This is a genomic window from Pseudomonadota bacterium (assembly GCA_016719885.1).
GTDB lineage: Bacteria > Pseudomonadota > Gammaproteobacteria.
Map to the genome: position 1 here is coordinate 1 of JADJYF010000014.1, position 25,486 is coordinate 25,486.

Annotated in this window: 22 protein-coding genes and 1 pseudogene; 16 read left to right on the top strand and 7 right to left on the bottom strand. The window is 64.5% G+C overall.

Features of this window, described 5'->3' with window-relative positions:
* Positions 1-151 precede the first annotated feature (151 nt).
* Positions 152-436 carry a hypothetical protein gene (locus tag IPM80_15130; GenBank protein ID MBK8959712.1) on the top strand — a complete coding sequence of 95 codons (285 nt, stop codon included), beginning with the start codon at positions 152-154 and terminating at the stop codon, positions 434-436.
* Between the two features lie 1,190 nt (positions 437-1,626).
* A complete protein-coding gene (locus IPM80_15135) occupies positions 1,627-1,827 on the top strand; it encodes a hypothetical protein (protein ID MBK8959713.1) in 201 nt (66 codons plus the stop codon).
* Between the two features lie 57 nt (positions 1,828-1,884).
* Here IPM80_15135 and IPM80_15140 read toward each other — a convergent pair.
* Positions 1,885-2,869 (bottom strand): annotated as a pseudogene (locus IPM80_15140) (quinone oxidoreductase).
* A 300-nt stretch (positions 2,870-3,169) separates the two neighbouring features.
* Between IPM80_15140 and IPM80_15145 the strand changes: the two are divergent.
* The 6 genes from IPM80_15145 (at position 3,170) to IPM80_15170 (ending at position 7,124) form a co-directional block, all read left to right on the top strand.
* On the top strand, positions 3,170-3,706 hold the full coding sequence (locus IPM80_15145; protein MBK8959714.1) for a hypothetical protein: 537 nt from the start codon (positions 3,170-3,172) through the stop codon (positions 3,704-3,706).
* A gap of 284 nt (positions 3,707-3,990) precedes the next feature.
* Positions 3,991-4,719: a hypothetical protein gene (locus tag IPM80_15150; GenBank protein MBK8959715.1), complete on the top strand. Its 729-nt coding sequence runs from the start codon at positions 3,991-3,993 to the stop codon at positions 4,717-4,719.
* Positions 4,706-5,305 (top strand): cytochrome c oxidase subunit 3, encoded by a 600-nt coding sequence (locus tag IPM80_15155; protein MBK8959716.1) that lies wholly within the window; start codon positions 4,706-4,708, stop codon positions 5,303-5,305. The genes IPM80_15150 and IPM80_15155 overlap by 14 nt, the downstream gene beginning before the upstream one ends.
* Positions 5,302-5,571 carry a cytochrome C oxidase subunit IV family protein gene (locus IPM80_15160; protein ID MBK8959717.1) on the top strand — a complete coding sequence of 90 codons (270 nt, stop codon included), beginning with the start codon at positions 5,302-5,304 and terminating at the stop codon, positions 5,569-5,571. The genes IPM80_15155 and IPM80_15160 overlap by 4 nt, the downstream gene beginning before the upstream one ends.
* 26 nt (positions 5,572-5,597) lie before the next feature.
* The gene (locus tag IPM80_15165) at positions 5,598-6,281 is read left to right on the top strand and encodes a molybdopterin-dependent oxidoreductase (protein ID MBK8959718.1); all 684 of its coding nucleotides are present in this window, start codon (positions 5,598-5,600) and stop codon (positions 6,279-6,281) included.
* Between the two features lie 54 nt (positions 6,282-6,335).
* On the top strand, positions 6,336-7,124 hold the full coding sequence (locus tag IPM80_15170; GenBank protein MBK8959719.1) for an enoyl-CoA hydratase/isomerase family protein: 789 nt from the start codon (positions 6,336-6,338) through the stop codon (positions 7,122-7,124).
* Between the two features lie 23 nt (positions 7,125-7,147).
* On the opposite strand, the gene IPM80_15175 is transcribed toward IPM80_15170, so the two are convergent.
* Positions 7,148-8,398: a beta-lactamase family protein gene (locus tag IPM80_15175; GenBank protein MBK8959720.1), complete on the bottom strand. Its 1,251-nt coding sequence runs from the start codon at positions 8,396-8,398 to the stop codon at positions 7,148-7,150.
* 280 nt (positions 8,399-8,678) lie between these two features.
* On the opposite strand from IPM80_15175, the gene IPM80_15180 reads away from it, so the two are divergent.
* The 4 genes from IPM80_15180 (at position 8,679) to IPM80_15195 (ending at position 14,517) form a co-directional block, all read left to right on the top strand.
* Positions 8,679-10,325, top strand: a complete 1,647-nt coding sequence (locus IPM80_15180; GenBank protein ID MBK8959721.1) for an NAD(P)/FAD-dependent oxidoreductase — start codon at positions 8,679-8,681, stop codon at positions 10,323-10,325.
* 538 nt (positions 10,326-10,863) lie between these two features.
* Positions 10,864-11,400, top strand: a complete 537-nt coding sequence (locus tag IPM80_15185) for a hypothetical protein (protein MBK8959722.1) — start codon at positions 10,864-10,866, stop codon at positions 11,398-11,400.
* 461 nt (positions 11,401-11,861) lie between these two features.
* Positions 11,862-12,539, top strand: coding sequence for a DUF1295 domain-containing protein (locus tag IPM80_15190; GenBank protein MBK8959723.1), 678 nt, complete (start codon positions 11,862-11,864; stop codon positions 12,537-12,539).
* Between the two features lie 217 nt (positions 12,540-12,756).
* On the top strand, positions 12,757-14,517 hold the full coding sequence (locus tag IPM80_15195; protein ID MBK8959724.1) for a S8 family serine peptidase: 1,761 nt from the start codon (positions 12,757-12,759) through the stop codon (positions 14,515-14,517).
* A 58-nt stretch (positions 14,518-14,575) separates the two neighbouring features.
* Here the strand turns inward: IPM80_15195 and IPM80_15200 are convergent, their stop codons facing one another.
* The gene (locus tag IPM80_15200; GenBank protein MBK8959725.1) at positions 14,576-15,757 is read right to left on the bottom strand and encodes a CoA transferase; all 1,182 of its coding nucleotides are present in this window, start codon (positions 15,755-15,757) and stop codon (positions 14,576-14,578) included.
* 187 nt (positions 15,758-15,944) lie between these two features.
* The gene (locus IPM80_15205; GenBank protein MBK8959726.1) at positions 15,945-17,105 is read right to left on the bottom strand and encodes an acyl-CoA dehydrogenase family protein; all 1,161 of its coding nucleotides are present in this window, start codon (positions 17,103-17,105) and stop codon (positions 15,945-15,947) included.
* A gap of 108 nt (positions 17,106-17,213) precedes the next feature.
* Here IPM80_15205 and IPM80_15210 point away from each other — a divergent pair, with 108 nt between their 5' ends.
* Both IPM80_15210 and IPM80_15215 read left to right on the top strand, forming a co-directional pair.
* A complete protein-coding gene (locus IPM80_15210) occupies positions 17,214-18,143 on the top strand; it encodes a LysR family transcriptional regulator (protein ID MBK8959727.1) in 930 nt (309 codons plus the stop codon).
* Between the two features lie 126 nt (positions 18,144-18,269).
* Positions 18,270-20,213, top strand: coding sequence for a hypothetical protein (locus IPM80_15215; protein MBK8959728.1), 1,944 nt, complete (start codon positions 18,270-18,272; stop codon positions 20,211-20,213).
* A gap of 96 nt (positions 20,214-20,309) precedes the next feature.
* Here the strand turns inward: IPM80_15215 and IPM80_15220 are convergent, their stop codons facing one another.
* Positions 20,310-20,762: a regulator gene (locus IPM80_15220; GenBank protein MBK8959729.1), complete on the bottom strand. Its 453-nt coding sequence runs from the start codon at positions 20,760-20,762 to the stop codon at positions 20,310-20,312.
* A gap of 216 nt (positions 20,763-20,978) precedes the next feature.
* Here IPM80_15220 and IPM80_15225 point away from each other — a divergent pair, with 216 nt between their 5' ends.
* A complete protein-coding gene (locus IPM80_15225; protein ID MBK8959730.1) occupies positions 20,979-22,049 on the top strand; it encodes a Rieske 2Fe-2S domain-containing protein in 1,071 nt (356 codons plus the stop codon).
* Between the two features lie 40 nt (positions 22,050-22,089).
* Entirely contained in the window at positions 22,090-23,232 is a 1,143-nt protein-coding gene (locus IPM80_15230) for a hydroxylase (GenBank protein MBK8959731.1), read from the top strand.
* Positions 23,233-23,280: 48 nt separating this feature from the next.
* Here the strand turns inward: IPM80_15230 and IPM80_15235 are convergent, their stop codons facing one another.
* The gene (locus IPM80_15235; protein MBK8959732.1) at positions 23,281-25,122 is read right to left on the bottom strand and encodes a phosphoenolpyruvate carboxykinase (GTP); all 1,842 of its coding nucleotides are present in this window, start codon (positions 25,120-25,122) and stop codon (positions 23,281-23,283) included.
* A 63-nt stretch (positions 25,123-25,185) separates the two neighbouring features.
* The gene (locus IPM80_15240; protein MBK8959733.1) at positions 25,186-25,389 is read right to left on the bottom strand and encodes a CopG family transcriptional regulator; all 204 of its coding nucleotides are present in this window, start codon (positions 25,387-25,389) and stop codon (positions 25,186-25,188) included.
* Between the last annotated feature and the right edge of the window lie 97 nt (positions 25,390-25,486).

Sequence of the window (25,486 nt, forward strand, 5' to 3'; positions counted from 1 at the left end):
GCAACCCAAGCGTGGCATTAGGAGCTGGTGTTGACCACAGATGGAATGAGCGGTTGTACGGAGGACTCGAAGGAAGTCTCCGGGAACCGTCCTTTCCGGTCGCACTGATTGAAACCGCATAAGCGTCCTGGGACAGGACGCGAATGAGATTATGGCACGCGGCTACCTCTACGGCATCCTCGATTCGAACTGGTCATGGCGTGTTGACTTTGAGCATGAAGACATCGAGATGGATTTGGTTCTTTTTGCGCCTGGCGATTTTCAGGCACTCGAAACCGAGCGCCTGAAAATCGCCGCCGCCTACCATGGGCCGTCCGGCGTCGGCGCGTCCCTAGTGCCGATGTTCATTAGGCAGCGAGCGGAGCTTCCGCAATCCTGTCCGAACGCCAAATGCGCCTTTCGCGCCGACACCGAATCCTTTATTTTTGCTGGATAGCATTTGGGGAGTTACCGCCTACCCAGGCGTTATGGAATGATCAGCTTGGCGGCAAAGAATCTTCTGGATCGTGATATTCAGTATCAGGACATCGACCAGCGTCAGCCGCGGCTGGCATTGGGACGGTATTTGATAGTCGGGTTCAATCTATTTCTCGATTGATTTTCCAGGGAGTGCATTTGACTGTAATCGGTGCATTCGTTTCGAAATCGCAACCGCAGTGAGATGAGGGGGCATTGACGTGATGAATAAGCGAACCGTAATGAGTGGAGTCTTGCTGGCATGCGTAGTTCTGTCACCGGGACTTGCAGCTCGCGATGGCGTACACAAGCTGGAATTTTCCCTGAGTGGGAACACATTCTCAGGATCACCAAAGGTATTTCTGAGAGGTCGCGGAGGTAACACGCCATGTAGTACAGCCGCCATTTCCAGCGATAACATCTCGTCCTCCCGTGTCACAATCACGGTTTCGGAAGGCATCGTGAATATTGACGAGAAAATATCGAAAGCGGGTTGGCCGAGCCCTCAGCAGGGTGCACGCAGATCCGTATCCAGAGAGGGCAACAGGTTCGTGCTCTGTTCGATGGAGATGGCGGCTTGAAATTCATCGGTTCGGGCGCGTCTGATACAAAAGACAGCGACAAGTCTGGCAATGATCCAATTACACCGCCAAGCACAAGCACGATTATCGAGTTCAGCTCATTTGAGAAGGTCAACGGTCAACCCTGACTCCACCTGATTCCAATTGTGATGGCTTTCCCAGTGGCTTCCAGGAGAAGGACGTAAAGGAAGTAGTCTATGACGGCGGTTACACCATGTTCGATTTTCCCGAAGATATTGAGGCAGTTGCTAACCCTCTTGTCATCGGGTACTGCAAGATCGTAGTGGGAACCACGACTTACTACTATCGATGCAGATAGGCGAGCTAGTCGGTAGCGAGGGCGTTATGATGGCCCCCCGAAGCAGGAATAGGCGAGCGTCTTCCGTAATACAAGAAGGCCCCTGGATGTGGGTAATACTGAGACTCGTGCCTGCCTGTTTCGAGCGTAGTTTGAACCGCCCTCCAAGCCTTGTTCGGTGGTCCTCTGGGAAACGACGGCAAGTTACACTCGCTTAAATTTCCTGACAAATATTGCCGCCGTCAACGTTGCCCCAAAGGTGTACCAAAAGCAGCTTGGTGACGTCGAGCCATGCACTGCGCGCGGAAACACGACGGACACAGCCTCGGCGCCTGCGTGGCGATGGCCTATGTCGAACATGAAACGGGCGTCGACGACGACTTCATTGCCGGCGGGCGCTTCGAGGTGGAACAGGCTGGACGGCGCTGCGGCGCGAAAGCGTCGTTGAAGGCGCTCTACGATCCGAAAGGCTTGCGCATGCGCGGCGCCTGACGCGCTGGCCAAGGGCGGCGCAGGGTCTGGCCCGCGCCGTCGTGGCACGCCATCGCGTCACGGCAACAACACGCTCGAGCCCGTGGTGCGACGCGCTTCCAGATCGCGATGCGCCTTGACCGCGTCGGCCAGTGCATAGCGCTGGTCGATGCGAATCTTGACCGCGCCGCTCGCCACCACCTCGAACAGGTCGTCGGCCATGGCCTGCGTCGATTCACGCGTCGACATGTGGGTGAACAACGTCTGGCGCGTGAGGTAGAGCGAACCCTTGGGCCCGAGCAAGGCCGGTGCGAATGGCGGCACCGGGCCCGAGGCATTGCCGAACGAGGCCATCAGGCCGAACGGCCGCAGACAATCGAGCGAGCCATCGAAGGTGTCCTTGCCGACCGAATCGTAGACCACTTTCACGCCCTGGCCGCCGGTGATGGCCTTCCCGCGCTCGACGAAATTCTCGTTCTTGTAGTTGATGACGAAGGCCGCGCCGTGCTCCTTCGCGAGTTGGCATTTCTCGTCGCTGCCGGCCGTGCCGATCAGTTGGTAGCCGAGCGCCTTGGCCCATTGGCAGGCAATGAGTCCGACGCCGCCGGCGGCCGCGTGCCACAGGATGTGGTCGCCGGCCGCGAGGCCACCCTGCGGCAGGGTGCGCTTCAAGAGGTATTGCACCGTCATGCCTTTCAACATCATGGCCGCCGCGACGTCGAAGGGGATCGCGTCGGGCAATTTGCATACCACCATGGCGTTCATCACGCGCCCCTCGCAGTAGGCGCCCGGGCCGCCGCCGGCATAGGCGGCGCGATCGCCGGGCTTCACATGGGTCACGCCCTCGCCCACCGCCTCGATGACACCGGCCGCCTCGTTGCCCGCTGGCCTGCGGCAGCGGCGCGGGATAGAGGCCGGAACGCTGGTAGACGTCGATGAAGTTGAGGCCGCAGGCGTGGTGCCGAATACGCACCTGCCCGGGGCCCGGCTCGCCGACCGGCAGGTCGACCAGTTCCATGACCTCGGGGCCACCGTTGCTTTTGATCTGGATGGTGTTGGCCACGCTGCGCTTCCTCTCTACTGATTGAACAGGCGCTCGCAGCATAGCGCTGTTCACCGCGACCGTGGGCGGCGCGGGCAAAGTGCGACCGCGCGCATTGATCTTTGCTGCCGCTGTCGCCATTCTGCTGGACAGAGCGCAGGACCATGACATTCAGTCGGGTGAGTCGTGTTCGGAAACAAAGACCGGGAATGGGGACGGCGTTACGAGTTGCTCTGAGCACCTCGAGTGTCTCAAGCTGCGCCGCCTGTCGCTGGCCGATATCACCGTGGCGGGCATCGCTCACGGCCCGCGGCCGACCGCGTGCCGTTCGACCAACTGCTGATGGTGTGCGTGGCGCCGGTGGCCGGCGCCGAGGAAAAATGGCTGACGCTCGGCGACCACGCGTTCTACCCGCGTGCCGGTCGCATGCAGCCGCTCGACAAGATCGTAAAGAACGCCATCGCCACCGATGGCCTGCTGGTGCTCAAGCAGCACGTCGGTCTCATGCTGCGCGACGGCGACGTGCGGGGCATCGAAATCTACAGCCCCGCGCTCACGCATTTTTGCTACATCCGCACCTACGTCGATTTGCTCGACCAGTTCGGCTTGCCCGACGCCGTGGCAACCCGTCGTCCCCACGACGAAGCGCTCGACCATACCCTGCTCTATCGTCGTTCCGACAAGCAGCTGGTGTGGGATTGCCGCCAGAAGGCCTTGAGCCTGGTGCGCTCTGGTCAAGCGGATGCACATGCGCCGCGCGGGCGGAAACGTCGACCGGCGCGCCTGCGTCGCACGCCGCGTGATTCCGCGCCCACCATGCCCCTGCCGCTCGGCGACTGGGCGCCGCAAGCGGGCTGAAGTTTGGCGCCGGCAATACGATGCCGGCCGCGCTCTCGAACATGGCGGGCCCGGTATGCGGCGGGGCGCCTTGCATACCACCCATCGTCGCGTTGCCTGCCGCCCGCAAATCATGGTGTGATTGGCCGGGGAGTCCATCACATCCGCACGCTACCCGCGCATGCCTGGCCATGCGCGTCACGGCGGGCGGAACCATGCCACGGCAGCGGCGCCTGGCATGCATGTCTCGTCATCGATGAGCCGTGCGGTCAGGGACCGTCGCAATAAAAATCAAGGGGAGAGTCATGAATCCATATCGCTATGGCCGTGCGCTGGCCTGGTCGGGCATGTTCCTGCTGGCCGGCACCATCGTGTTCTGGGGCATCCTGGGGCAGAACATTCCGCCTTACTCGCCGGCGCTCGGCGCCGATGAATTCGCGGCCCTGATCCGCGAACACGCCGGGCAGATCCGCGTCGGCATGATCGTGCAGATGCCGATCTCGGTGCTGTATTTCACCTGGGGCGTCGCCATCTGGATGGTGATGCGCGCCATCGAGAAAGAGAACGGTTCGAACGCCGTGCTCTCGATCCTGCAGCTGGCCGGTGCGCTGTTCACCACCATCGTGTTCGTGCTGCCGTGCTCGGTGTGGCTGGCGGTCGCCTATCGACCGGAAGTCATGGAGCCCAAGACCTTGCTCATGATGTACGACTTCGGCTGGATGTTCTTCGACATGGCCTACTCGCTGACCACCATGCAGATGGTGGCTTTCGGCATTTGCGTATTGCAGGACCGTCGTGAACGGCCGCTGGTGCCGGCGTGGGCCGCCTGGTTCAGCATGTTCGTGGTGGTGAGCTTCGCACTTCTGACCATGATGCCGCTGGTGTATGGCGGGCCGTTCTCGCGTAGCGGCCTTTTGAACTACTTCGTCGAGTTCACGCTGTTCTTCCTGATGTGGCTGGTGGTCGGCACCTACGTGATCAAAGCCCTTGGCCGCCTGGAGATGGAGCACTACGCCGCGCATGGAAGCCGTTGACAATGTAACGGTCGGCGCGCGCCGCGAGCGCGCGTCGCCCCTCTGGATCTTCATCACCCTCGACATCTCGAGTTTCGGCCTGTTCTTCATCGTGTTCATGGCCGAGAGGTTGGGCAATGCGGCGCTGTTCGACCAATCGGCACAGCGTTTGAATGTCGAACTCGGCTTTCTCAACGCCTGCATCCTCATCACGTCGAGCTGGCTGGTGGCGTGGGCGAACATGGTCGGCCGCAAAGGCGATTTTGCGCAGGCGCGCCGGCTGCTGGTGTGGGCAATGGTGGTGGCGGCCGGCTTCGGCGCGGTCAAGACCTTCGAGTACGTGGAAAAATTCCAGGCCGGCGTGAGCGTCGCCACCAACGAGTTCTTCACCTTCTACTTCGCGTTGACCGGCATACATTTCGTGCACTACGTGGTCGGCATGATCCTGCTCGGCGTGCTGGCGCACGGCCCGAGTCCCTACGGACCGCCGGCCGAGACCCATGCCAACTACCGCAAGTGGCTGGACGGCGGCAGCCTGTATTGGCACATGGTCGATCTCCTTTGGATCTTCATCTTCTCCCTGCTTTACCTCATAGGTGCACGATGATCGGATTCGACGCCAGCGGCCCACGCAACGCGTGGTTGCTGCTACTCCTGGTTTCTGCCGTAAGCCTGGTGGCGGCCGAACTGCTCGCGGAAAGACACGTTGCGATTGCCGCCATCATGGCCATCGCGGCGGCCAAGACCATCATCATTCTCGTGCGCTTCATGGAAATCGACCGCGCGCCGACGGCCATACGACGCTACCTGTATGGCTGGTCGTTCGGCGTGGCGGGCGCGGTGGTCGCCTTGTGGGCGGTGGCCGCGCCTTGAACGCCCGCCAACAGGGCTGACCGTCGGTGACGATGCGGCCCCTGCCGCCCGGGCAACACGAGCGAGCGCGCCTCGAACGTTTCGGGCTGGGCTGGTTTGCCGGCAAACTCGACTTCGAATACCGAACCCTCGCGCTCACCATAGCCGGCGATGTCGCCACCAGCGGCATCTTCGCAGGCATGGACACACTGCCGCGTGTCACGCAGCTCGCCAATTTTCATTGCGTCACGACCTGGTCGGTGCGCGATGTGGCGTGGAGCGGCGTGCGCTTCAAGGACTTTTACGCCCACTGCGTCGCCCATCACGGCGTGGCGCCCGACGCAGGCTGGGTGGTATTTCATGGTCTCGATGGGTACCGCAGCGCGCTGCCGTTGCCGGACCTCATGGCCGACGATGTGCTGCTTGCCGACCGCCTGGCAGGCGAAGTGTTGCCGCTCGCGCACGGTGCACCGCTGCGCCTGGTGGCGCCGGCCCATTACGGCTACAAGAACGTCAAGCATCTCGGCCGGGTGGAATTCCTGCGCGACGCCAGCGGCTATCGCTTCGCGTTCCCCTATCCGCAGTTCATGGATCATCCGCGTGCGCGGGTCGCGCAGGAAGAACGCGCGCGATGGTGGCCCGCGTGGCTGCTGCGGCCTTTCTATCGATGGCTGGCGCCGCTGGCACGGCGCCGCTCGCGGCGTACGCTCGCCCGGCACGGCGCGTCATGACGCCGCGACAAATCGGCGTACGCATCAACATCACATAACCCAGGATATGCACCCATGAGCTACACAACCCTGTTGGTGGAAAAACACGGCGCGGTCGATTGGCTGACGCTCAACCGGCCGGACGCCCTCAACTCCCTGAGCCTGCGCATGGTCGCCGAACTGCATGACTACTTCGACAGCCTGCAGAACAACTACGAGGTGCGCGTGGTGGTGATCCGCGGCGCCGGGCGCCTGTTCTGCGCCGGCCTCGACATGAAGGACGGAGAGCGTCAACCGGCGCGCGGATCCGATGACGGCATGGTCAGCCAGCGCCGATTCTCGGGCCTGGTGATGAAGATGCGCCGCGCGCCGCAGCCCATGATCGGCCTGCTGCACGGCTATGCCGCCGGCGGCGGCTTTTCCATTGCGCTCGGCTGCGACGTGCGCATCGCCGCTGAGGGCACGAAGATGAATTGCGCGTTCATCAAGATCGGCCTGTCGGGCTGCGAGATGGGCTCGAGCTATCACCTGCCGCGCCTGATAGGCACGTCGAACGCTGCCGAGCTGCTCTACACCGGGCGCTTCATCGACGCCGCGCGCGCGCTGCGCTTCGGCCTGGTCAGCGACGTGGTGCCGGAAGCGGAGCTGGTCGCCACCGGCCGCGCATTGGCCGACGACATGCTAGCCACCGCGCCGCTCGGTTTACGCCTGACCAAGGAAGCCTTCTGGGCCAATGTCGATGCCCAAAGCCTCGATAGCGCGATCGCGATGGAGGACAGGAACCAGATCCTGGCCGTCACCAATGGCGATCTCAAGGAAGGCATCGCGGCCTTCCTCGGCAAGCGCACGCCGAACTGGGGCTGAGGCGCGCCGCGCCTCGCTGCCCCTCAGTCGTCGATGGCCTGGTAGACCAGCGCGCGGAAGTCGTTCTCCGGCAGGTCGAAGCCGATCATGAACTGGGTCATGAGCACCGCCGCGAGTTCTTCGCGCGGGTCGACCCAGTAATAGGTCTTGGCCGCGCCGGCCCAGCCGAATTCGTCCGGCGAGGCGGACACGCCCAGTTGCCCGACATCCATCGCCACGCGTGAGCCGAGGCCGAAGCCCCAGCCGGGCATGGGCACGCCACCGAGCGTGATCGGCAGCTGCGCCGCTGTCAGGTGATTGCAGTGCATGACTTCCAGCGTCTTGCGGCCGATGATGCGGCGACCATCGGCGGCGCGTCCGTCGAGCAGCATGCGCGCGAACGCCAGGTAATCGCTGGCGGTCGAGAACAGGCCCAGTCCGCCGCGCTGGAAGGTTGCCGGCGCGTCGCAGGGATAGGTCTCGGCCACCGCGTCGCGTCGCCCATGATCGCCCGCCAGGAAGCTCTGGAAGATCTGTCCGAAGGTGGCATTGCGGCCAATCAGGTCGGGATGTCCGTACATCGCCGCCAGGCGATTGCGCTCGCCCGGCGCGACGCCGAAACCGGTATCGCTCATGCCCAGCGGCGCGAACAGGCGTTCACGCAGGAAATCGCCGAGCGGCTGATTGGCCAGCACCTGGATGAGCTGCGCGGCGACGTCGATACCGAGGCCGTAATGCCAGGCGGTGCCGGGATGGAAGGCCAGCGGGATGCGCGCGAGATCGTCGATGAGCGTTTCCAGCGTGCGCGTGGCGTCGTTCATGAGCCGCGCTTCGCGATACTGCGCGCCGACCGCGTAATCCTCGAAGAAGTCGTAGGTCAGGCCGCAGGTATGGGACATCACGTCGCGCACCTGCATGGGACGGAACATGTGCTGGTTCTCGAGACTGCCGTCCGGCATCAGGACCTTGGTGCCGGCGAAGGCCGGAATGAATTTCGACACCGGGTCGACCAGCTGGCAGCGCCCTTCCTCGTACAACAGCATGAGTGCCGTGCAGATAATGGGCTTGGTCATCGAGTAGATGCGGAAGATGGTGTCGTCCGCCATGGCGATGCCGGCTTCGCGATCCTGCCAGCCGACACGCGCCGCGTGCACCAGCCGTCCGCGTCGCATGACCATGGCGTGAAAGCCGCCATAGGTACCGGCGTCGACATAGCGTTGCAAGGCGGGCGCGATGCGCTCGAGGCGTTGGGCGTTCATGCCCACGTCTTCAGGGGCGGCATTGATGGAAACCATGGACTGACTCCGGCTTGATGAGTGAAAGGCCCATGATAGCCGAGGCCAACTACGGGACACGATGCCGGCCCTGGCGGCAGTCGGCGCCATACACCATTGAGTAATGTGGAATGCCGTAATTGGCGGCCCTCATGCCCCGTGCTAGCTTCCGGACCACATCGAGATTCGCCGCGACCGCGCCTTTGCGCGTGCTCACCCGTCTGCATGCCAGGCACTGGCGAATCATTCGCTTTCCGGTCGGCGCCGGCCAGGCGTCGCCGTCATTCCAGAGGACAGGCACATGAATGCGCAGACAGCTACAGCACAGAAGATCGGGCTGGCCCCGGACTACGAAGTCATCGTTCTCGGCGCCGGCGTGACCGGCATCTACCAGCTCTACAAGCTCGTGCAGCTCGGCAAGAACGTCACCTGCATCGATGCGCTCGCCGATCTCGGCGGCACCTGGTACATGAACCGCTATCCTGGCTGCCGCTTCGATTCCGATTCCTATACCTACGGCTACTCGTTCTCCAAGGAACTGCTGGAAGAATGGGATTGGCCGGAGCGCTTCTCGCCGCAGCCCGACAATCTGCGCTACTTGAATTACGTCGCCGACAAGTTCGATCTTCGCAAACACATGCAGTTCAACTGCAAGGTCGAAACCGCGCACTGGGACGAGGCCAACCACCTGTGGCGTCTGCATCTGAAGGACGGTCGCGACATGAGCTGCCGCTTCCTGGTCACCGGCCTCGGCCTGCTGTCCGCCCCCACGCCGCCGCGTTACCCGGGCGTGGAAAAATTCAAGGGCCAGTCCTTTCACACCTTCGACTGGCCCCATGAGCCGGTGCAACTGGCCGGCAAGCGTGTCGGCGTGATCGGTACCGGCGCGACCGCCATCCAGCTCATTGCCGACATCGCCGACAAGGTCGCCGACCTCACGGTGTTCCAGCGCCGTCCGAACTGGGCCGCGCCGCTGAACAATTACCGCATCTCCAAGGAGGAGATGGCGAACATCAAGCAGCGCTACGATGAAATCTTTCATCGCTGCAGTGTCACGCCCGGTGGCTTCGAGCATGAGCCCGATCGCCGCGGCTTCTACGAGGTGTCGCGTGAAGAGCGCATCAAGCTGTGGGACAAGCTCTACGAGGAACCGGGCTTCGGCATCTGGCTGAGCAACTTCCGTGAAATCTTCACCGATGAAGTGGCCAATGCCGAGTTCTCGGAGTACGTGGCCGATCGTATTCGCCGGCGCGTGAAGGACCCGGTGCTGGCGGAAAAACTGATCCCCAAGGATCACGGTTTCGGCGTGCAGCGCGTGCCGCTGGAAACCAACTACTACGAAGTCTACAACCGCGACAACGTGCACCTGGTCGACATCAACGAGACGCCCATCGAGTGCATCACCGAGAACGGCTTGAAGACCAGCGCCGCGGAGTTCGAATTCGACATCCTGGTGTACGCGACCGGCTTCGACGCCATCACCGGCGCCTACGATCGCATCGATTTCCAGGGCGTCGACGGGCAGAAGCTGCGCGACAAGTGGAAGGACGGGCCGGTCACCTATCTCGGCATGTCCATCGCCGGCTTCCCCAACATGCTGACCGTGGCCGGCCCGCAGAGCGGCTCGGCGTCGACCAACTTTCCGCGCGGCATCGAGGTCGGCGTGGACTGGGCGACGCAGATGCTGGAGTTCGCATGGCAGCACAAGTACACGCGCTTCGAGGCCCAGACCATGGCCGAGGAGCGCTGGACCAAGCACGTCGGCGACATGTATTCGACGGTGCTGATGCGCAAGGCCAAGGGCTGGTTCACCGGCTACAACTCCAACGTCGAAGGCCATGAGTACGGCAAGGTGCGCCACCTGGTCTACAACGGCGGCACGCCGAAATACGTGTCGGTGGTGGGCAAGGTCGCGGCCGACGGCTACAGCGGCTTCACTTTCGCCTGAGGCTTGGTCGCGGGTCTGGATACGCCACCACTCGCGCGTCACGGAGCATTCCTGGCGAGCGGCGCGCGCGCCAGGCGTCGCCCGTCAAAGAAATTTACATGGCGGGGCGTCGCCCCCGCAGGGGGTAGCGCGGCCCGACCCCCACGCCTAACTCTGTAAGTCAGCGACTTGAGCGATTTGCGAGCGCGGGCGTTCAGTGGCCGCCCATTTTGGCGCCTACAAAATGCAGCAGGATTTTACGTGCGGGCCGAAAGCTTCTTAAGAAAATTAAACAATTAGAAACCCGGCCGGGGGCGCCGGCCGCGGCGGGGGGGGGGCCCCGGGGGGGGGGGGACGGGGGCCAAACAACCCAACCCCCGCGGGGGGAGGGCCCCCCGGGCCCCCGCCCCGGGGGGGCGGGCCGGGGGCCCCCCCCCCCCCGGGCCCCCGGGGGGGGTCCCGGGCCCGGGGGGGGGGGGAAAAAAAAAAAAAGGTTGCGGGGGCCCAGCGGCCTAGCGCTACTCCACGGGCGAGCAATACCGGCACCTTCTTTGTCTCGATGGCACTCACGCCGTCGGTCGCAGAGACCAACCCCGCACCGGATTTCGGTTCCTTCACCTACGACATTGGCGGCGGGCCGGTACTGGTCAACGTGACCGGCGACATGCTGTACGGTGCCGATCGGGTCGCACCGATGGCGGAGATCGCAGCCAGGCATCTTCCCGACCTATTTCACCAGGGGCGATTCGTTCTCGCCCGCCGGTGGGTCTGGGGGGGGGGGGGGGGGGGGGGGGGGGGGGGGCCTGCGCCGGGCGATACGTCGACCATGTTCTTCAAGAAGATTGCCCTGGATCTGACCAACCTCACGGGCGGCAAGCAACTGCACTTCGATCTCTACGACGAGGTATTCCGCACCCAGAATTGCAACCCGAACGATACCGCCTGCGATCCGACGCTCGTCGTCGACATCGATGCCGGCATCAACGCGCCGTTCAGCCACGACGCGCAGTCCGGCTCTAGCGGTGGTGGCGGCGCCAGCGGTGAAGTGCCCGAGCCGGGCCGCTCGGCGGCTGCGGCGTCGCGGCGGCGCGCCTGACAGCCCGCCACACGGGCGCCGTGAAATGAGCGGGGGGCCGCTCGCGAAGCTCCCGCTTTTTTCCGCGCCGGCGCCTGAGGCCGGAACGCGCTGCCGCCGGCGCAACGCAAGCCACTTCCTCATGCGGGACGTGGCAGCACCGGGCGGCGGCCCTACGCAAGACCACACCCGCGCAAGAATCTCCACGTGTCCTGGCGTTTGCCTCTACCGTTACTACCCGCCTGCGCCTCCATACCCCATCGCGCATCAGCCTCAATGGCGCTGACGTGTTGAGCCTCGCGTTCTGCGTCTATCTCCTGGCCCTCACGTATTTCTTCCTGTGCAACGCGGCCGTCGTCGAGAGTCGCGCGCTCATTGCCTGCCGGGTCGCCGGGCTGCGCCCGGTCGGGGCCCGCACGCCAGCAGGCGCTGCTGACGGTGTTGTTGAAAATGTTCTTCGCGCCGCTGATGGTGCTGTTCTTATGGGGCGCCTTTGGCAGGGCGTTCGAAAACGCCAGCCTGCTATGGCTGGCCTTCGCGAACGGCGAGCGCGACGCCTTGCAATTGTTCAACGCGCACGGCTTCTGGCTGCTGTTCCAGCTCACGCTGTTGGTCGACGTCGGCTGGTTCACAGTCGGCTACCTGGTCGAACGTTCGTCCTTGCGCAATACCATCGTGTCGGTCGACCCGACGCTGGTCGGATGGCTGGTCACGCTGGCCTGCTACCCGCCGTTCAACGCCTTGACGGTGCGCGTGCTGGGCGGCAACGTCGCCGACTTCCCGCATTTCACGTCCACGGCCGTGCATGTCGGCATGAACACACTGCTGTTGCTGGCCATGGTGGCAACGGCGGGCTGGGCTGGAAGGCCAGCAATCTCACCCATCGTGGCATCGTCAGCGGCGGTCCGTATCGCTACATCCGGCATCCGGCCTACACCGCCAAGAACATCGCGTGGTGGATAGCCAGCGTGCCGGCCTTCACGCTTGCATGGCAGGCATCCGCCATGCAGGGATTGCAGGTGGCCGGCGCCACACTCGCGTGGTCGGGACTCTACGTATTGCGTGCCTTGACCGAGGAGGATCATCTACGCTCGGTCGACGAGCACTACTCAAAATATTGCGAAGCAGTTCGCTTTCGCTTTCTGCCAGGCTTGATCTGAATTCACATCAATTGACAATGCCCGGCGGGGGAATCCGCTCGCCATTCAAACGTGTCGCGCGGAGTATCTTGTGACCTAGTCCGCATCGCGTTTGACGCCAAGCGTGAATGTCGTGACGGCCATCTCAAGTCAACCAACATTGCAAATTTTTGTGTATAGCCGGGGCAGCGCGGGCCGCTAGCACTCGCACTGATTTTCCCGAGGAAAGGTAGCGAGCATGGCCTCAAGAGTTTTCCACGCGCGGCAATGGACGGCGCTAGGTGCGTTGGCATTGGTTGCAAGTTCATCGGTGCAGGCTGCGCCGCCGCCGTTCGCGGCCGGCCGCATTCTGGTCAAGCCCGCCGCCGGTTTGAGCGACACGCATTTCGCCGACATCCTCCAACGCGCCAATGGTCATGGCCCGCGCAAGTTGAAAGGCCTGGGCGTGACGGTCGTGCAGGTGAGCAACGGCGGCGAAAAGGCCGCGATCGCCGCGCTCAAGAACAATCGCAACATCGAATTCGCGGAGCTCGACCAACTCGTCGCGCCGAGCGCGACATCGAACGACCCGGCCCTGGCATCGCAATGGCATCTCGCCAAGATGGGCGCGCCGTCGGCGTGGGACATCACGCTGGGCACGGGCATCACCGTCGCGGTGCTCGACTCGGGCGTGTACGCCAATCATCCCGACCTGCTCGGCAAGGTGGTGGTCGGGCGCAACGTGGTCGCCGGCACCGTCAACCCGCTGGACACCAGTGACGTGGTCGGCCATGGCACCTGGGTCACCGGCGTCATCACCGAGACCGCCAACAACGGTATCGGCGGCGCGTCGACCGCGCCGGGCACGCAGGTCATGCCGATCCGCATCACCGACCGCAGCGATGGTTACGCTTACTTCAGCGACATGGCGGCTGGCATCACCTGGGCCGCCGATCACGGCGCGCGGGTGGCGAACCTGAGCTACAGCGGCGCGGCCGGTTCGTCGGCGGTGGCCAGCGCCGCCAGCTACATGATGAGCAAGAATGGCGTGGTGGTGGTTGCCGCCGGCAACAACAACACCGATTACGGCTACGCCAACAGCAGCTATCTCTACGTGGCGGCGGCCACCGACAAACTCGACGCCAAGGCCAGCTTCTCGAGCTTCGGCAAGTTCGTCGACATCGCCGCCCCCGGCACCGCAATCTACACCACCAACCGCAGCGGTACCTACAGCACCGTGCAAGGCACCTCGTTCTCGACACCGAACGTGGCGGGCGTGGCGGCGATGGTGATGTCGGCCAATCCCTTGCTGAAACCCAACGACGTGTTGGCGGTGATCTCCTCCACCGCGGTCGATCTCGGTGCCGCCGGCTGGGACGCGAACTTCGGCCATGGCCGCGTCAATGAACTGGCGGCGGTGCAAAAAGCCGTGACCTACCAAGCGCTCGACAGCGACGCGCCACTCACCGCCATCGTCTCGCCGCTCGGCGGCAGCAAGCTCAGCGGTCTCGCCACGGTCACGGTCAGCGCCACCGACGCTTCGGGCGTGAAGTCGGTCAACCTGCTGGTCAACGGCGCGCAGATTGCATCGTCCGCCACGGCCGTCAACAACGCCTATACGTTCTCGTGGGACACCACCAAACACGCTGACGGCGGCTACGGTCTCAGCGCAACGGCGACCGACACACTGGGCAACAGCGTCTCCACCGGCACCACCTCGGTGACGGTGAACAACGCGCCGCCGGACACCGTGTTGCCGGTGGTCAAGATCAGCACACCGACGCTCGGGCAAAAGATCAGCACCACCGCGAGCATCGCGGCATCGGCCACCGACAACGTCGCGGTCAAGCAGCTGAGCGTGTTCGGTGATGGCAAGTTGCTGTGCACCGGCACCACCAGCGCCTCCTGCACATGGAATCTGCGCAAGGCGGCCAGCGGCAGCACCCATACCGTCAACGTGACGGCCGTGGATACGGCTGGCAACAGCGCCAGCAGTTCGGTCTCCATCGTCAAGCAATAACGGCCTCGCGTCTGTCGCGCGCATTGCGCGACAGACGCCGCGTGATCCGCGGCCGCGCCTAACGCACCACCCCGCTCTCGAACAATCCCGCGATGCCTTGCGCTGTATAGCCGAAGCGCGTCAGCACCGCCTCGCTGTGCTCGCCGATGCGCGGCGGCGCGAGACGCACCGAACCCGGCGTGCGGCTCAGCTTGACCGCGATGCCGGGGCCCCGATAACCCTCGAACTCCACGCACATCTCGCGATCGCGGGTGTGATCCAGCGCCAGCGCCTGCTCCACCGTCAGCACCGGCGCGCACGGCACACCGATGCTCATCAGGCGCTCGAAAAGCTGCATGCCGTCGAGTGTCGCCAACAGTTCCACCAGGCGCGGGCGCAGCGAGTCTCGATGGATCACGCGGTCGCGATTCTTGCCATAGCGCGGGTCTTCGCACAGCGTCGGCGCGCCGAGTTCCGCGCACAGGATGCCGAACTGCCGGTCGTTGCCGACCGCCAGGAACAAGGGCACGGTGCCGGTCGGAAACAAGTCATAGGGAACGATGTTGGGGTGGCCGTTGCCGGTGCGCGCGGCGCGACCGCCGTGCACGACATTGGAAACGTGTGGATGGAGCAAGGCGATGGCGGTGTCGTACAGCGTCGCCTCCAGACGCTGGCCCTTGCCCGAGCGCTGGCGTTCGAGCAGCGCCAGCGCGATGCCGAGCGCGGCATACATGCCGGTCGCGGTGTCGACCAGCGGCATGCCGACGCGCGTCGCTTCACCCTCCGGCTCGCCATTGACACTCATGATGCCGGACATCGCCTGCAGCGCGGCATCGTAGCCCGGCAGGCCACCGAACTCGCCGCTTTCGCCAAAGCCCGAGATCCGGCAGTGCACGAGGCGCGGGAAGCGGGTCGTCAGTTCATCGAGATTATCGATACCCCACTTACGCCAGGTGCTCATCTTGAAATTCTCGATGAAGACATCGGCTTTCTCGAGCAGCGCAAACAGCACGGCGATGCCCTCGGCGCGCGACAGGTCCAGCGCGAGATCCTGCTTGTTGCGATTCAAGCCCAGGAAATAGGGCGCCACGCCGTCGACGAAGGGCGGCCCGTAACCGCGCGTGTCATCGCCGTCGAAGGACTCGACCTTGATCACCTCGGCGCCGTGATCGCCGAGCAATTGTCCCGAGAAGGGGCCGGCAAGCACGCGCGAGGCATCGATGACGACCGTACCGGAAAGGCAACCTGGGCTGAGTTGCATGCGTTGAATCTCCATAAATCAATCGATGACGGAATGTCGGTCTCGCGCATCGCCGCCGTGCGTCGAGCGCGCATCGAGCAATGCATTGATGTAAAGCTAACGCGCCGCGACACGCTTAGAAAGTAGTGCCGGCGGACAACGATTCACGATGGCGCTGGCCGCGCGACCGGAGCGGGGGTCGAATCCATCACGCGTCGCGCATCAGGTGCCGACCGATGACCAGTTGCTGGATCTGCGTCGTGCCTTCATACAGGCGCAACAGGCGCACATCGCGGTAGAAGCGTTCGACCTTGTACTCGCTGATGTAGCCGGCGCCGCCATGGATCTGCACACCGCGATCCGCCACGCGCCCGACCATCTCGGTGCTGAACATCTTGGTGCACGCGGCCTGCATGCTGACCTCGGCATCGGCGGCGCCCGGCGCCTTGGCATCGTAGCGGCGCGCCGTGGCCTGCACCAATGACCAAGCGGCCAGCATCTCCGCCTGGCTGTCGGCCAGCATGGCCTGGATCAGCTGGAAATCGCCGATGCGTTGGCCGAACTGCTTGCGCGTGCGCGCATAGTCGATGCACTCGTTCAGGATGCGCCGCGCCATGCCGCAGGCGATGGCCGAGATATGCAGGCGTCCGCGGTCGAGCACCTTCATCGCGGTCTTGAAGCCCTTGCCGGGCTCGCCGCCGATGATGTTGGCGGCCGGCACGCGCACGTTGTCCAGGTACACGTCGCAGGTCTTGGTGCCGCGCTGGCCCATCTTCCGGTCGGGCTTGCCGAGCGTGAGGCCCGGTGAGTCCGCCGGCACGATGAAGGCTGAGATACCGCCCGCGCCCGCGCCGCCGGTGCGCGCCATCAGGGTGAACGCACCGGCGCGCGGTGCGTTGGTGATGTAGCGCTTGGTGCCCGAGATGACGTAGGCGTCGCCATCGGCGAGCGCGCGGGTCTTGATCGAAGCAGCGTCGGAACCGGCGTCGGGCTCGGTCAGGGCAAAGGACACCACCAGTTCGCCGCTGGCGATGCGCGGCAGGTAGGCCGCCTTCTGCTCCTCCGTGCCATCCATGAGGATGCCCTGCGAGCCGATGCCGATGTTGGTGCCGGCCGCTGAACGGAAGGCCAGCGCGGTTTGGCCGAGTTCGAACGCCACCTCGCATTCCTGGCTCATGGACAGGCCGATGCCGCCGTACTGCTCGGGGATGGACAGTCCGAACAGTCCGAGGTCCTTCATGTCGGCGAGGATGTCCGCCGGCACCTCGTCCTGTTCCTCCACCGCGTTCTCGGCCGGCACCAGGCGCTCGGCGACGAAGCGCTGCACGCTGGCCTTGAGGAGGGTGAAGGTTTCGACGTCGAGTGCCATGGTTCTTGCTCCGTGCGCAAAAGCGCGCATGTTCGGCGCCGGCATCCGGCTTGACAATCACCAACTCGATTGACAATTTGTCAAATATATTTTGACAAAGAGCCTGTCATGGATGCCCAAGCCCTGATCCTGCTGGTCGACATCGTCGATGCCGGCAACCTCAGCCTGGCCGCGCGCAAACTCAAGACCAGCCGCGCCAACGTCAGCTACCGCCTCAAGCAGCTGGAGCGCACGCTCGGCACGCAGCTCATCCGCCGCACCACCCGGCGTATAGAGCCGACCGAGATCGGGCTGCGTCTCTACCAGCACGGTCGCGCCATCCGCCACGAAGTGCAGGCGGCCCAGGAGTCCGTCGACCTGCTCGGGCGTGGCCTGTCGGGCGCCGTGCGCGTGAGCCTGCCCACGGGTTTCGGCGAAATGGTCATGAGCGCATGGCTCATCGACTTCAAGCGGCGCTACCCCGACATCAGTCTCGAACTCTTGTTTGAAAACCGCGTGGACGACCTGTTGAAAGAGGAAGTGGATCTCGCCATTCGCGTCATGAGTGAACCACCGCCGTCGCTGGTCGCGACGGAGCTGACGCGCGTACGTTACGTGCTGTGCGCCGCCAGCGACTATGCCGCGAGTCACGCCATGCCGAGCTGCCTCGAAGACCTCGAACGTCTGCCGCTGGTGACGTCCGACGTGGCGGGCCGTGAACTGCGGGTGTCGGCCTATCGAGACGACACGCGGCGCGAAGTGGCGCTGCGCCCGACGCTGACCTCGGAAAATTTTCGCTTCCTGCGCGAAGCGATGCTGGCCGGTGTGGGTCTTGGCCTGATGCCCGATTACGTGGTCGCGAGCGACATCGTGGAAGGTCGCGTGGTCACCGCGCTCGATGACTGGCGCCTGAGCATTTTCGGCACGCGCATCTTCCTGTTGCGCATGCCCGGCCGTTACCAGACCCTGGCGACACGCACGCTGATCGATTTCGTGGTGGACAAAGCCAACGCCTGGGGCGCGGATGCCAAGCGCTCGAGCACGTCGTTGAAACGTTGATCATCGATGCCGCGCATCGCGCTGCCGCGGCTGGCCGCTCCCTTGGCCGTGATTTAGACTCTCGCGGAACCCCGCGCACACCGTATGCGCGGCACAGCACGATAATTCCGGGACAGGGGGTAGGCGATGTCAACGCTGGATCACGAAGTCATGGGCGACAGCACGCTGTTTCGCCCCACCAACCAGGGACCGGTGACGGCCGCGCGCCATCGTCGCAATCTCGTCGTCTACATCGCGATCTGCGCACTCGGCCTGCTGCCGACCCTGCTCGGCGCGAGCGCCGCGTGGCGGGCCTTTGGCTTGGGGCTCATGGTGCCGGGCGGCGGCTTCGTCGCGGCGCTCGGTATTGGCGGTGTGTTGGCCCTGGCGCTGACCCTTGGCCTGTTGTACTTGGCCTTCGTGACCTGGTTCTGGAACGGCATGGTAGTGGCACCCATCGCCGTGTGGCTCGGTTCGGCGTTGATGGCCGGCGCCTTGGCCGGAGAATCAGTGTCGTCGCTCGGCCTGCCAGCCACCCTGGCCACCATCGCCGCCCTCCATTACTTTCGTCAGCGCAGCGTTCATCGCCGGCGCGCCGCCGATGAAGAACGCCTGAAGGCTCGCCAGGGTTTCTTCGGCGAGTCGCTGGCCGAGGTCACCGTCAGCGCCGCGCGCGAACCGGCGGCCGGCACACGCGAACTCAGCGAGCGCGATCTCGAAGCGGTGCGCTATGCGTTCGATCGCGCGCTGCAGCCGGTCGGAGAATTCAAGGGCTATACCATCATCGATCAATTCCAGCCGGCCGCGCTGCGCTACCAGATCAACCATCTCGGCTACGCGCTCGGCATGGTGCAATGCCATTACACGCCGAGTTTCCACGGCTACCTGTCCCAGGCGCAGCGCAACCTCATCGATACCTACCGCGTGAAGCGGGTGTGGGACTACTGGGTGCTGGAGTCGATGTGGGGGCATCTGAATTTCAGCAATTTCGATCCAGCGGCCAAGGACAACATCATGTTGACCGGCTACTACGGCATGCAGGTCAATCAATACATGCTGGCGAGCGGCGATCGTCGCTATGCCGAGCCCGGCAGCCTGACGTTCCGGCTCAACGACCAAACCGCCTACGCGCACGACGCTCACACGCTGGTCGATTCCATACGCATGAATCATGCGCGCTCGGATTTCTGCCTGTTCGCCTGCGAGCCGAACTGGGTCTACCCGGTGTGCAACATGTACGGCATGTCGGCGCTCGCGAGTCACGACCGCCTGTTCGGCACCCACTATTGCGCCAACATCCTGCCGCGCTGGATGGACGCCCTGCGCACCGAGTTCACCGACGCCAAGGGCACCATCATCGGCCTGCGCTCCTACCTCACCGGCCACGAACTGCCGCTGTTCGCCGGCGAAGCAGGCGTCGCGCATTTCGCCAACATCTTCTCGACCAGCCTCGGCCGGCGGCTGTGGGCGGTGGGACGCAAGGAGCTTGCGTTGTGTCTCGCACCTGACGGCCAAGGCGGCCAGCGTCTCACCTTCCCGCGCGAAGCGCTGAGCTTCGTCGACACCATCGATGTCGGCAATTACCGTCGCGGCATGTTGTTCGCGTATGCCGCCATCGGCATGGCCAGCCGTGAATTCGGCGACGACGAACTGGCGGAAGCGGCAATCCGTTCGATGGAACTCGACTGCGGCCCGGCGCTGGACAACGGCAGCCTGTACTACGAACGCGGTTCAGGACTCGCGACCCTGTGGGCGCTGGAGGCGCGCATCATGCGCACCGGCGACTATCACAACAGCTTCGTGGTCGGCCCGCCGGCCAGCGTGTTCACCGGCCCTTTGCTCAGCGAGGCGCGCTATCCCGAGGTGCTGGTGGCCAAGGCCTTCAGCCATGGCGACGACCTGGAACTGGTGTTGTATCCCGGCAAGGCCGGCGGCGAGCAGACCCTGGGCTTCGAGCGCCTGCGCGCCGGCCAGCGCTACGCGGTGGAAGGCATGGAAGGCGCGAGTGTGACGGCCGATGCCGAGGGCCGCGCGTCGCTGGCCGTCAAGCTCGCCGGCCGCACGGCCTTGCGCTTGGTGCCCATGCACTGACGAACGCTTACACCATCGAGCGCCGCGCCGCGGCGGCTCGATGGTGCGCGCATTGCCGTCGCCTCAGCCGCGCGGCGCGCGACATGAACAAGGCGTTCAGGCGGGCGCGTGCTGTGCGTCGTACAAGGCCGCGAAATCCTCGAAGCCTATCTTGCCGGCGTTGTTGCCAGCGTCGTCCAGCACGTCGAACATCTCATCGCTGCCGTTGCCGCGGATGTTGTAGGTGACGATGCAATCGACATCGCCCGCGCCTTCGCTGTGCACGCCGCCCGGCGCGCCGATGGTGTAACTGCCGGTCTTGCGCACTTCCTTGAGGCTGCCATCGAGTTCGTAGATGCGATGCTCGCCCTGCACGACGAAGATGCGCGTCTCGGCCAGGTGGCGATGATTGAAGATCACGCCGTTGGCGTGGAACTTGACCATGAAGTCGACAATCTTGTTGCGTCGGTCGACCGCCAGCATGGCGAGTTCGAGGTGTTTGAATTCGCCCAAGGGAAACCAGCGGATATTGCTTTGATCGAAGGCGTAAGTGGCGGCGGCGGCGGACATGGCGGGGCTCCGGTTGCGAACGGGGACAGCGCACGGCGCGCGCGAAACGCGGCGCGCCGTTGGCTGCTCAATATACCGTGTCAGGCGCGCCCTGCCAGCACGTAGCCGGCGCGTATCCGGGCCATAGGCGCGCGGCCGTGAATGCCCGTAATATCGCTACGCGTGTTTGCCGCAAATTGTCGAACAGTCATTCGAGGGGAGTCGATGATGGCCGAAGTGTTTCTCAAGAACGCCTGGTACTGCGCGGGCTGGGATTACGAATTCCACCAGGGTCGCAGCGCCATCATCGCGCGCAAGATAGCCAACGAGCGCGTGGTCCTGTACCGCAAGCCCGACGGCGGCATGGTGGCGCTGGAAGACCGCTGTCCGCATCGCTACGCCGCGCTGTCGCTCGGGCGCAAGGAAGGCGCGGGCCTGCGCTGCATGTACCACGGTCTCAAGTTCGACAGCGACGGCGTGTGCGACGAGATCCCCGGCCAGTCGACGATCCCGCCGGGCACCTGCGTGCGCGCCTACCCGGTGGTCGAGAAGGACAACTGGGTGTGGGTATGGATGGGCGAGCCGGCCAAGGCCGATCCCGCGCTGATCTGTTTTTCGGTCGGGCCGGGCGATCCGAACTGGCACATCCGCACTTCACAGATGCACGTCAAGACCAACTACCGGCGCGAGATCGAGAACCTCGCCGACTTGAGCCACATCGCCTGGGTCCATCCGCAGACCGTCGGCGGCGATCGCAAGTACAGCGAGATGAAGTCGCGTCACGACATCACCGCGCGCGGCGTCAACACCCGCACCTGGGTGCGTTCAGTAGCGCCTACCGGTGCGGTGGTGCACATGTTTCCGCCCGGTACGCTGCTCGACATCCTGCTCGAGATCCAGCACAGCGTGCCGTGCAACTGGATAATGCGCTTTCGCGCCTACACGGCCGGCACTGTCACCGAGGGCGATTCCGATGGGCAACTGCTGGTCGACAGCTGGACCTGCCAGGCGGTCACGCCCTGCGACGACGACTCGGTGGATTACTACTACTCGTGGGGCGCGAGCCGTGAGACCGAGATACCGGGCCTGTCCGATCTGCTCGGCAGCACGCTCGACATCGCCTTCGACGAAGACCGCGTGATGCTGGAAGCGCAGCACGTCCGCTACAAGGAGCAGCCCGACGCGCCGCGCCTCAACATCGCCAACGATGCCGGTCCGATCAAGATGCTGTGGGTGCTGGACAAGCTGCTGGCCGAGGAACAGGCCGCCGCGAGCGGCGTGCCGGCGGCGCTTGCCCGCCAGGCCTGAGCGCCACCCCGACGCCCCATCCATCCGCGGAGGCCGCCCCATGTCCGTCACCCAACAGCAACTGCTCGAGCGCGTCGGTGACGCGCTGCCCGGCATCGCCGCGCGCGCGGCCAGCACCGAGGCGCAGCGTCGTCCGCATGACGATTCGATCGCCGCGCTCATCGACTGCGGCATCATGCAGACGCTGGTGCCGAAGCGCTTCGGCGGCCATGAGCTGGGTCTCGACGCGCTGTCACGCATCGCGCGCGCCGTCAGCAGCGCCTGCCTCTCGACCGGCTGGGTCACGGCCTTCTACTTGGGCCACAACTGGATGCTGACCAAGTTTCCCCTCGAGGTGCAGCGCGAAGTGTGGGCCGAGCGGCCTTTTGGTCTCATCCCCATCCAACCCTCGCCCGGGGTGAGCATCACGCCGGTCAGTGGCGGCTACGAGATCAGCGGTCGGCAGAGTTTCAGCTCCGGCATCATGCATGCCGACTGGGTGATGATCGCGAAGGCCGGCGGCGACGACGCGCGCGCCTTCGTGGTGCCGCGGCAAGACGTGGAAGTGGTCGACGTGTGGCACATGAGCGGCATGGCCGGCACCGGCAGCAACGACGTCATCATCGACAAGGTGTTCGTGCCCGCGCATCGAACGCTGCCGATGGATCAATTATTCAACGGCACCGACTCCATCCACGACAACCCGCTGTACGCTGTGCCGCTGCTGCCCTTCATCTATTGCGAAGTGATGGGGGTCTATTGCGGCGGCCTGGACGGCGCCACCGCCGCCTACCAATCCCACGTCGAGAACAAGGTGGTGACCTGGGGCGGCGATGCGCTGGCGCACAAGCAGGCCGTGCACATCCAGCTCGGTGAAGCCCATGCGCGCACCACGGCCGCGGGCACCTTGCTCGAAGGACTGGTGGCGATGACCGAGGCCTGCATGCGCCAGCGGCAGTTCACGCTGGACACGCGGCTCGAACTGAAACTGCGCGCCGGCTACATCGCCGACCTGTGTCGTGAAGGCGTGAACACGCTGATGTCGCGCGCCGGCAGCAAGTCCTTCAGCACGGCCGCGCCATTGCAGCGCTTTTTTCGCGATCTGAACATGCTGGCGACACACGCCTTCATCGAGCGCGACGTCGCCTTTGAATTGTACGGGCGCCATCGTCTCGGCATGGCGCCGAACTCTCCCCTGGTCTGAACATCGTTGCCGGCGCGGCGCGCTGTGCGCCGCGCGCGGCAAGGACCGTCAGTCGCGCCCGAGGCGCAGGCCCAGCAGTTCGCGTTTCAGCGTGAGCTGGCGCGGCACGTTGCCGCCCATGCTCGCGAACCAGTCGGCATGCTGTTCGAGTTCCGCGTGCCAGGCGGCGGCATCGACCGCCGTCAGGGGCTCGTAGTCGGCGCGCGTGATGTCGCTGCCGGCCCAGTCGATGTCCTCGTACTCCGGTATCCAGCCGAGATCGCTTTCCCTGGCGCCGGCACGACCGCGCACTCGCTCGACCATCCACTTCAGGACGCGCATGTTCTCGCCGAAGCCCGGCCACATGAATTCGCCGCGTTCGTTCATGCGGAACCAGTTGACGCAGAAGATGCGCGGCTTGACCGCGATCTCGCGGCCCATCTTCAGCCAGTGATTGAAGTAATCACCGATGTGATAGCCGCAGAACGGCAGCATGGCGAACGGATCGCGACGCACGATGCCCTGCTCGCCGACCGCGGCGGCGGTGGTTTCCGAGCCGAGCGTGGCGGCCATGTACACGCCGAAATTCCAGTTGAAGGCTTCGTAGACCAAGGGCACGGTGGTGGCGCGCCGTCCGCCGAAAATGAACGCCGAGATCGGCACGCCCGCCGGGTTCTCCCAGTCCGGATCGATCGACGGGCACTGACGCGCCGGCGCGGTGAAGCGTGAATTGGGATGCGCCGCCTTGCGGCCGGTGGCCTTGGCGATGTCGGGCGTCCAGTCCTGGCCGGTCCAGTCGATGAGATGGGCGGGCGGCTCCTTGGTCATGCCTTCCCACCACACGTCGCCGTCATCGGTCAGCGCGACGTTGGTGAAGATGACGTTTTCCTTGAGCGTCGCCAGCGCGTTGAAATTGGTCTTCTCCGAGGTGCCGGGCGCCACGCCGAAGAAACCCGCCTCCGGATTGATGGCGTACAGGCGGCCGTCCTTGCCGGGCTTGATCCAGGCGATGTCGTCGCCGACCGTCGAGATCTTCCAGCCATCGAAGGCGCGCGGGGGAATGAGCATGGCGAAATTAGTCTTGCCGCAGGCCGACGGAAACGCCGCCGCCACGTAGGTCTTCTCACCCTCCGGACTCTCGACGCCCAGGATCAGCATGTGCTCGGCCAACCAGCCCTGGTCGCGCGCCATGTTCGAGGCGATGCGCAGCGCCAGGCACTTCTTGCCGAGCAGGGCGTTGCCGCCATAGCCCGAGCCGTAGGACCAGATCTCGCGGGTCTCGGGGAAATGCACGATGTACTTGGTGCTGCGATTGCACGGCCAGCGGCTGTCCTTTTCGCCGTCGGCGAGCGGTGCGCCGACCGAGTGCACGCAAGGCACGAAATCGCCGTCGCTGCCCAGCACATCGAGCGCGCCGCTGCCCATGCGCGTCATGGTGCGCATGTTGACGACGACATAGGGGCTGTCGGAAATCTCGACGCCGATATGCGCGATGGGGCTGCCGAGCGGTCCCATGGAGAACGGGACGACGTACATCGTGCGACCGGCCATGCAGCCCTTGAACAGGCCGCGCAGGGTGGCGGTCATCTCCGCCGGGTCTTGCCAGTTGTTGGTCGGCCCCGCGTCTTCACGGCGCTTGGAGCAGATGAAGGTGCGGTCTTCGACGCGCGCCACGTCGGTCGGGTCGGAGCAGGCGAGGTAGGAATTCGGGCGCAGCGCCGGGTTGAGCTTGATGAACATGCCGCTGTCCACCATTTCGCCACACAGGCGATCGTATTCAGCCTCCGAACCATCGGCCCAATGGATGGCCGCGGGCTGGGTAAGGGTCGCAATCTCGGCCACCCAGCGCTTGAGCCCTTCGTGCTTCAAACCGGCGGGCGCGTTGACGGTGGCGGCGGTAAACGTCTTCATGGGTCCTTCTGTCTCCTTCGAAATTCTTTTTGTACGGCTGGCCTCGGCGCTGCGTGCGGTGGCTCAGCTACGCGTGGACGAGGGCTCGGCCTGCGCGGCGTCCGGCGCCCACGGCGCGCCGGTGCGTTCTTCGATGTAGGCGCGCAGCAGGCGCCGCACCAACTGCGAGGGCGTGGTGTCTTCCTCGGCGCACAGCCGCTCCAGCACGGCTTTCTTGCGGGGATCGATCAGCACCGTCAGACGAGCGGTTCTTTCTTCCAGGGCCATCGAGGGGAATATCCGTTGCAAGTTGAATGTTAATGACATGATAATACCATGCATATGACAGTGCAATTGAAGGCATGCTCTTTGCCCTCGATCACGG